This window comes from Cupriavidus agavae, assembly GCF_004217045.1.
Lineage (GTDB): Bacteria > Pseudomonadota > Gammaproteobacteria > Burkholderiales > Burkholderiaceae > Cupriavidus > Cupriavidus agavae.
Genome location: NZ_SGXM01000003.1, coordinates 482,687 through 490,640, shown reverse-complemented (window position 1 = coordinate 490,640; position 7,954 = coordinate 482,687). Strand labels below are relative to the sequence as shown.

Genomic DNA, 7,954 nt, shown 5'->3' with positions numbered 1-7,954 from the left:
AAAGCACCACCGCCGATAAGGTCCTGATTAAAAAGCAAAAACCCCGCACAAAGGCGGGGTTGATCTTGACACTTTTTACTTACGGACCATTAGAACGGAATATCGTCATCCATATCTTCAAACCCGTTCGACTGGGCCGGTTGCTGGCGGCGCTGGCCGCCCTGGCCGCCCTGGCCGCCGCCCTGGGCGCGGCCGCCGCCGTAACCGCCACCGCCACCGCCACCGCCCTGCGATTCGCGGCTGTAGCCGCCGCCACCGCCGCCCGCACCTGCGCCGCCGCCGTAGCCGCCGCCTTCCTCACCGCCGCCGCCCTGGCCGCGGCCGCCCAGCATCTGCATCTGGTCGGCGACGATTTCGGTGCTGTACTTGTCCTGGCCCGACTGGTCCTGCCACTTGCGCGTGCGGATGCGGCCTTCGATATAGACCGACGAGCCCTTGCGCAGGTACTGCCCGGCGATCTCGGCCAACTTGCCGAAGAACGCGATGCGGTGCCATTCGGTCGCTTCCTTGAACTCGCCGCTCTGCTTGTCCTTGTAGCGGTCGGTCGTCGCCAGCCGGATGTTGGTCACGGCATCGCCGCTGGGCATGTAACGCGTTTCGGGGTCGGCGCCCAGGTTGCCGACGAGGATGACTTTGTTGACCGATGCCATGTTTGAAGTTCTCCAGGGACCGCGCCCTTTCAGCGCGGCGTTAAACGTAAAGCGAAAGTGGTTCGCAAAAGGGTCCGGCCCGAGATGGCCAGGACCGTAAACGACATCACGCGCCGTCCGGGGGCTCCGTCTGGCGCGTGTCGAATGCTACCGCCGTTAGCGGCGAAAAACGTGTCCGGATGATGTGGATACGTCAAATGTTGTGTCCGCGGCGCAACTGCGCGCCTGCGGGCACGTCAGGCCACTGCCGCCGGGGCGTCGGGGTTCTTGTCCGCGCTGGCGCGGGCGGGCGGCGCCTTCATGCTCCAGGCGATTATAAGCCAGAGCAGCAGCACGGCCGCGCAGCCCACGAACACCGCCGGGCGCCCTTCGTGCTGGAGCAGCCAGCCGCCGGCCACGCCGCCCAGCGCCAGGCCCAGCGCCTGCGTGGTGTTGTAAACACCGAGCGCCGCACCCCGGCTGGCGGCGGCGTAGCGCGATACCAGCGAGGGCTGCATGGCCTCCAGCACGTTAAATGCAACAAAGAACAACAGCAGCACGCCCGTGATCGCCCAGAGGCCGTGCACGGTGGCAAACAGCAACTGGACGGCGGTCATCAGCGCCACCGAGGCCAGCAGCACCGGCCGGATCTTGCCGTAGCGCTCGGCGGCCATCATCGGTCCGAGCATCAGCAGGAAGGACACGAGCACCACGGGCAGGTAGATCTTCCAGTGCTGGTCGAGCGGCATGCCGGCGTCGGCCAGCATGGCCGGCACCACCATGAACATGGCTACCTGGCTGGCGTGCAGCGCCAGCACGCCCACGTTCATGCGGATCAGGTCGGGGTTCAGCAGCACGGTGCGGAACGGCAGCCGTACCGGATGCGGCGCCGGCGGCGTGGGCACCACGAACAGCGTGACGCCGATGGCCAGCGTGCCGAGCACGGCCATCAGGCCGAAGATGCCCGACATGCCAATGCTGTGCAGCAGCGGCGAGGCGATGACCAGCGACAGCGCAAAGGTCAGTCCGATGCTGCCGCCCACCATCGCCATGGCTTTTGTACGATGCCGCTCGCGCGTGAGGTCGGCGATGCATGCCGTGATCGCCGCCGAGATGGCGCCCATGCCCTGCATGGCGCGGCCGATGGTGATGCCGGTCAGCGTGTCGGACAGCGCGGCCACCACGGCGCCGGCCACGAACAGCAGCAGGCCGGCCACCATCACCGGCTTGCGGCCCACGCGGTCGGACAGCCAGCCCAGCGGGATATGGAGAAATGCCTGCATCAGCCCGTAGATGCCCATGGCGATGCCCACGCGCTGGGCGTCGTGGCCATCGGGCAGCGTCCGCGCGAATTCTGCAAAGACAGGAAGGATCAGGAACAGGCCCAGCATGCGCAGCGCGAAGATGCTGGCCAGCGAGAGACTGGCACGCAACTCGCTTCGCGTCATGCGGTCGCGCACGGGTTCCGTACGGGCGGACGCTTCGGCTAGGGAGGCGGCTTGGGAGGAAGGCGGGATCGACGGCATTGCGGTCGTTTGTGGAATTCTGGCTCGGTCCTGGCTCGGTCGGTGGCGCTGCTTCGATCGCGCCGGGGCGCGGAAGTTGCCTCGGGCGGGGCTGCGTGAACCCCATCTGGCGCCGGTCAACCCGGGAAACCGAAGTTCGGTATATTAGCAGGTTTGCTTCCCGGGCTTTCCCGGTCACGTGCCGCCCCGGCACGATCCGGAAATACGCGAAGCGGCGGGCCTCCTGCGTCACTCGACGCGGGCGCCAGGTGTTGCGCAAGGCACTTTGATGTATCCGTGTGACCGGGACCTGCCTGCGGCAGGCTGCGGCACCCGCGGGCGAACCAACGGTATATGGAAGAAATCAAGATCCGTGGGGCGCGTACCCACAACCTGAAGAACATCAACCTTGACCTGCCGCGCAACAAGCTTGTGGTGATCACTGGCCTGTCGGGCTCGGGCAAGTCGTCGCTGGCGTTCGACACACTCTACGCCGAGGGCCAGCGCCGCTACGTGGAGTCGCTTTCCGCCTACGCCCGCCAGTTCCTGCAACTGATGGAGAAGCCCGACGTCGACCTGATCGAGGGCCTGTCCCCGGCCATCTCGATCGAACAGAAGGCCACCAGCCACAACCCGCGCTCCACGGTGGGCACGGTGACCGAGATCCACGACTACCTGCGCCTGCTGTACGCCCGCGCCGGCACGCCCTACTGCCCCGACCACAACATCGCGCTGCAGGCCCAGAGCGTGTCGCAGATGGTGGACGCCGCGCTGGCGCTGCCCGAGGACACCCGGCTGATGATCCTGGCCCGCGTGGTGGCGGACCGCAAGGGCGAGCATTCCGACCTGTTCGATACGATGCAGGCGCAGGGTTTCGTGCGCTTCCGCATCCGTTCGGGCGGCGGCACCGCGCACGAGGCCGAGGCGAAGGTCTACGACGTGGACGCCCTGCCCAAGCTCAAGAAGACCGAGAAGCACACCATCGAGGTGGTGGTGGACCGCGTCAAGGTGCGCGCCGACATCAAGCAGCGGCTGGCCGAATCGTTCGAGACCGCGCTGCGGCTGGCCGATGGCCGCGCCATCGCGCTCGAAATGGACACAGGCCACGAGCATGTGTTCAGCTCGCGCTTTGCCTGCCCGATCTGCTCGTACTCGCTCCAGGAACTGGAGCCGCGCCTGTTCTCGTTCAACAACCCGATGGGCGCCTGCCCGAGCTGCGACGGGCTGGGCCAGATCACGTTCTTCGACCCGAAGCGCGTGGTGGCGTTTCCGAACCTGTCGCTGGCCTCGGGCGCCATCAAGGGCTGGGACCGCCGCAACCAGTTCTACTTCCAGATGCTGCAGAGCCTGGCGGCCTACTACGATTTCGACACCGAAACCGCGTTCGAGGACCTGCCCGCCGAGGTGCAGCAGGTGGTGCTGCAAGGTTCCGGCGAGCAGGAAATCCCGTTTACCTATATCAACGAGCGCGGCCGCACCACGGTGCGCGAGCATGCGTTCGAGGGGATCATCCCCAACCTGGAGCGCCGCTACCGCGAGACCGATTCGGTGGCCGTGCGCGAGGAACTGGCCAAGTACCAGAACAACCAGGCCTGCCCCGTCTGCCAGGGCACCCGGCTGCGCACCGAGGCGCGCCACGTCAAGATTGGCGAGGACGAGCAGGCGCGCGCCATTTTCGAGATCAACGGCCTGCCGCTGCGCGACGCGCTGACGTGGTTCCTGACGCTGAACCTGCACGGCGCCAAGCGCGAGATCGCCGACAAGATCATCAAGGAGATCTCGGCCCGGCTGAACTTCCTGAACAACGTGGGGCTCGACTACCTCTCGCTGGAACGCAGCGCCGACACGCTGTCGGGCGGCGAGGCGCAGCGCATCCGGCTGGCCTCGCAGATCGGCTCGGGGCTGACGGGCGTCATGTACGTGCTCGACGAACCGTCGATCGGCCTGCACCAGCGCGATAACGACCGCCTGATCGGCACGCTCAAGCATCTGCGCGATATCGGCAATTCGGTGCTGGTGGTCGAGCACGACGAGGACATGATCCGCGCCTGCGACTACGTGGTGGACATCGGCCCCGGCGCCGGCGTGCATGGCGGGATGATCGTGGCCGAGGGCACGCCGGCGCAGATCGAGCAGTCGCCGGGGTCGCTCACCGGCCAGTACCTGTCCGGCCAGCGCAGCATCGAGGTGCCCAGGAAGCGCGCCGCGCCTGACGAAGAACGCATGCTGCGCATCGTCAACGCCACCGGCAACAACCTGCGCAATGTCTCGGCCGATATCCCGGTCGGTCTGTTGACATGTATTACAGGTGTCTCAGGATCGGGGAAATCGACTCTGATTAACGACACCCTCTACAACGCTGTTGCACGTCACCTGTACGGCAGCACGGCCGAGCCGGCGCCGCACGACCAGATCGACGGGCTGGAACATTTCGACAAGGTCATCAACGTCGACCAGAGCCCGATTGGCCGCACGCCGCGCTCGAACCCGGCCACCTACACCGGCCTGTTCACGCCGATCCGCGAGCTGTTCGCGGGCGTGCCGTCGGCCAAGGAGCGCGGCTACGATCCGGGCCGCTTCTCGTTCAACGTCAAGGGCGGACGCTGCGAGTCGTGCCAGGGCGACGGCGTGATCAAGGTGGAAATGCACTTCCTGCCCGACGTCTACGTGCCGTGCGACGTCTGCCACGGCCAGCGCTACAACCGCGAGACGCTCGAAGTGCAGTACAAGGGCCGCAATATCTCCGAGGTGCTGGACCTGACCGTGGAACAGGCGCACGAGTTCTTCAGCGCCGTGCCCGTGGTGCGGCGCAAGCTGCAGACGCTGCTGGATGTGGGGCTGGGGTATATCCGGCTTGGACAATCTGCTACGACGCTCTCGGGCGGCGAGGCCCAGCGCGTGAAACTGTCGCTGGAACTGTCGAAGCGCGACACCGGCCGCACGCTCTATATCCTCGACGAGCCCACCACCGGCCTGCACTTCCACGACATCGAGCTGCTGCTCAAGGTCATCCAGAAGCTGCGCGACCACGGCAACACGGTTGTCATCATCGAGCACAACCTCGACGTCATCAAGACCGCGGACTGGCTGATCGACATGGGCCCGGAAGGCGGCGCCGGCGGCGGGCAGGTGATCGCCAAGGGCACGCCGGAAGCGGTGGCGGCCAGCAAGGCGAGCTTTACGGGGAAGTATCTGAAGCCGTTGCTGAAGCGGGGTTAGTTGCCGCTTCTCCCGCTATTGGTTTGCTCCCCGCTCCCGCCTGGCGGGAGAGGGGAGTCAACCGCAAGACAGGGGCGCGATCTACCGCGCCTCCACTACCGCCCCCACCTTCTCCTGCCCCTCGTCCTTCATCCGGCTGCGATTCATCAGCCCGGCCTGCTCCAGCACCGGGTAGGCCGTCGCGCAGAACAGCGAGTTCAGCCGCTTCAGTTCGCTGATGATGTCCAGGTGCAGCGAGCTGGTCTCGATGCTCTCGGCGGTCTGCACGGCCACGCGCTGCAGGTGCGAGCGGGCGTACTGGCGCTCCATGTCGCGGAAATTGGCTTTCTCGGCCATCAACTGCTGGGCGCTGCGGATATCGCCGGTCAGGAATACCGACAGCCCGAGCCGCAGGTTGGCCACCACGCGGCCATGCATGTCCGCAATCTCGCGCATGCCGGCCTCGGAAAACTGCAGGTTGTGCGCGATCTTCTTTTCCTTGGCATCCACGATCACCCGCTCGATCAGGTCGCCCGCATGCTCCAGGTTGATGGTCAGCGAGATGATCTCGGTCCAGCGCTGCCCGTCGCGCTCGTCCAGCGCCTCGGTGCTGATCTGCGTCAGATAGAGCTTGATGGCCGTGTAGAGGTCGTCCACCTCGTTGTCGATGCGGCAGGTGGCGTTGGCCAGCTTCACGTCGTTGGTACGCAGCACGCGCAGCATGTTGTCGAGCATCTGCTCGACCCGGTCGCCGATGCGCAGCACCTCGCGCGCCGCGTTGGACAGCGCCAGCGTGGGCGTGGTCAGCGCGGCGGCGTCGAGGTGGCGCGGCGTGACCTGGCTGTCGCCCGTGTTGCGCCCCGGCAGGATCGCCTCGCACAGCCGCGCCAGCGGCGCCGTGGCGCCCAAGAGCAGCACGGCCAGCGCCACGTTGAACAGCAGGTGGAAGTTGACGATCAGCCGCTGCGGATCGGCATCGATATGGGCCAGCAGCGATTCGGCCTGCCCCAGCAGCGGCAGCGCGATCACGCAGCCGAGCAGCCGCGAGAGCAGGTTGCCGAGCGTGACGCGCTTGCCCGGCTGGTTGTTGCCCGAGGTGGTCAGCAGCGCCGACACCCCCGAGCCAAGGTTGGCCCCCAGCACCAGCGCCAGCGCCACGTGGATCGACACCACGCCGGCCGCCGCCAGCGCGCCGCAGAACAGCACCACGGCCAGGCTCGAATAGCAGAGGATGGTCAGGAACGCGCCCACCAGCATGTCCAGCGCGGCATCGCCGGTCAGCGAACTGAACAGCACCTTGACCCCGGCGGCCTGCACCACGGGCCGCGTGGCAATCGAAATCAGTTCCAGCGCCAGCGTGATCAGGCCCAGCCCGATCAGCACCCGGCCCACGTGGCCCGGCCGGTTGCCCTTCCAGCTCAGGTGCAGGATCACGCCGACGAAGATCAGCAGCGGCGAGAGCCACGACAGGTCGAGCGAGAACACCTGCACCATCAGCGCCGTGCCCACGTTGGCGCCCAGCATGATGGCGAGTGCCGGCGCCACGGCGATCAGGCCCTGTCCGACGAACGAACTGACGATGACGGCGGTGGCGTTGCTGCTCTGCACGAGGCCGGTGACGCCGAGCCCGGCCGCAAACGCCTTGAAGCGGTTCGACACGCTGACCGACAGCACATGCCGCAGGTTGGCGCCGTAGACGCGCAGGATGCCGACCTTGACGATGTTGGTGCCCCAGACGAGCAGCGCCACGCCGGAGAGAAGATGAAGCAAAACGCCCATGATGCGTCCCTTCGTGACCGGTGCCGGCTGGGCAGGACGGAGGCGCCGCCCGGTCATCGCCATTGTTATATCAATGGGGCATTATGCGCCCCGCATGGGCATGGGGCAAATGGACGCGGAAGACCGGAAAGTCCGGCCTCCGGACAGGCTCTGCCGGGTCAGTGACCCGAAAAGTCGCAGACCGTGAACAGCGGCAGCCCGCTGGCGTGCAGCAGCTTCGAGCCACCCAGCTCGGGCAGGTCGACGATGGCCGCGCCCTCCACCACCGTGGCGCCCAGGCGCTCCAGCAGCTTGCGGCCGGCCATCATGGTGCCGCCCGTGGCGATCAGGTCGTCGATCAGCAGCACCCGGTCGCCGGCCTTGCAGGCGTCGGCGTGGATTTCCACGGTGGCGCTGCCGTATTCCAGCTCGTATTCCTCGGCCACGGTCTGGAACGGCAGCTTGCCCTTCTTGCGGATCGGCACGAAGCCCAGGTTCAGCTCGTAGGCGATGATCGAGCCCAGGATGAAGCCCCGGGCGTCGATCCCGGCCACGAGGTCGAGCTGCTGGTCCATGTAGCGATGCACAAAGACGTCGATCAGCACGCGCAGCGTCTTGGGGTTCTGCAGCAGCGGCGTGATGTCGCGGAACATCACGCCCGGCTGCGGCCAGTCCGGCACGGTGCGGATGCGGTCACGGAGGTAGCCGGTGACATCGCCGAGATCGGGGGACTGGATGATGGGATCTGCCATGGGAATCTTGTCGGATGGGTCTTGTAGCGGGGCGCGCCGGGCACGCGGGCGCCGGGCCCCGGGGGGTCGGGCAGCTGTAACCATACAGCAGACGCCCGGGAAGGAGTAGAGG

Annotated in this window: 5 protein-coding genes; 1 reads left to right on the top strand and 4 read right to left on the bottom strand. The window is 66.7% G+C overall.

Translation table 11 applies throughout. The features are described 5' to 3' along the window. Positions 1 to 89 precede the first annotated feature (89 nt). Entirely contained in the window at positions 90 to 650 is a 561-nt protein-coding gene (locus EV147_RS16120; protein WP_130392210.1) for a single-stranded DNA-binding protein, read from the bottom strand. A gap of 236 nt (positions 651 to 886) precedes the next feature. Continuing rightward, positions 887 to 2,155 carry an MFS transporter gene (locus tag EV147_RS16115; RefSeq protein ID WP_130392209.1) on the bottom strand — a complete coding sequence of 423 codons (1,269 nt, stop codon included), beginning with the start codon at positions 2,153 to 2,155 and terminating at the stop codon, positions 887 to 889. A 333-nt stretch (positions 2,156 to 2,488) separates the two neighbouring features. On the opposite strand from EV147_RS16115, the gene uvrA reads away from it, so the two are divergent. Further along, entirely contained in the window at positions 2,489 to 5,353 is a 2,865-nt protein-coding gene (gene uvrA / locus EV147_RS16110; RefSeq protein ID WP_130392208.1) for an excinuclease ABC subunit UvrA, read from the top strand. 81 nt (positions 5,354 to 5,434) lie between these two features. Here the strand turns inward: uvrA and EV147_RS16105 are convergent, their stop codons facing one another. Together EV147_RS16105 and EV147_RS16100 are read right to left on the bottom strand one after the other, a co-directional pair. Continuing rightward, the gene (locus tag EV147_RS16105; protein WP_130392207.1) at positions 5,435 to 7,111 is read right to left on the bottom strand and encodes a Na/Pi cotransporter family protein; all 1,677 of its coding nucleotides are present in this window, start codon (positions 7,109 to 7,111) and stop codon (positions 5,435 to 5,437) included. Between the two features lie 158 nt (positions 7,112 to 7,269). Continuing rightward, positions 7,270 to 7,842, bottom strand: coding sequence for an adenine phosphoribosyltransferase (locus EV147_RS16100; protein WP_130392206.1), 573 nt, complete (start codon positions 7,840 to 7,842; stop codon positions 7,270 to 7,272). Positions 7,843 to 7,954: the final 112 nt, after the last annotated feature.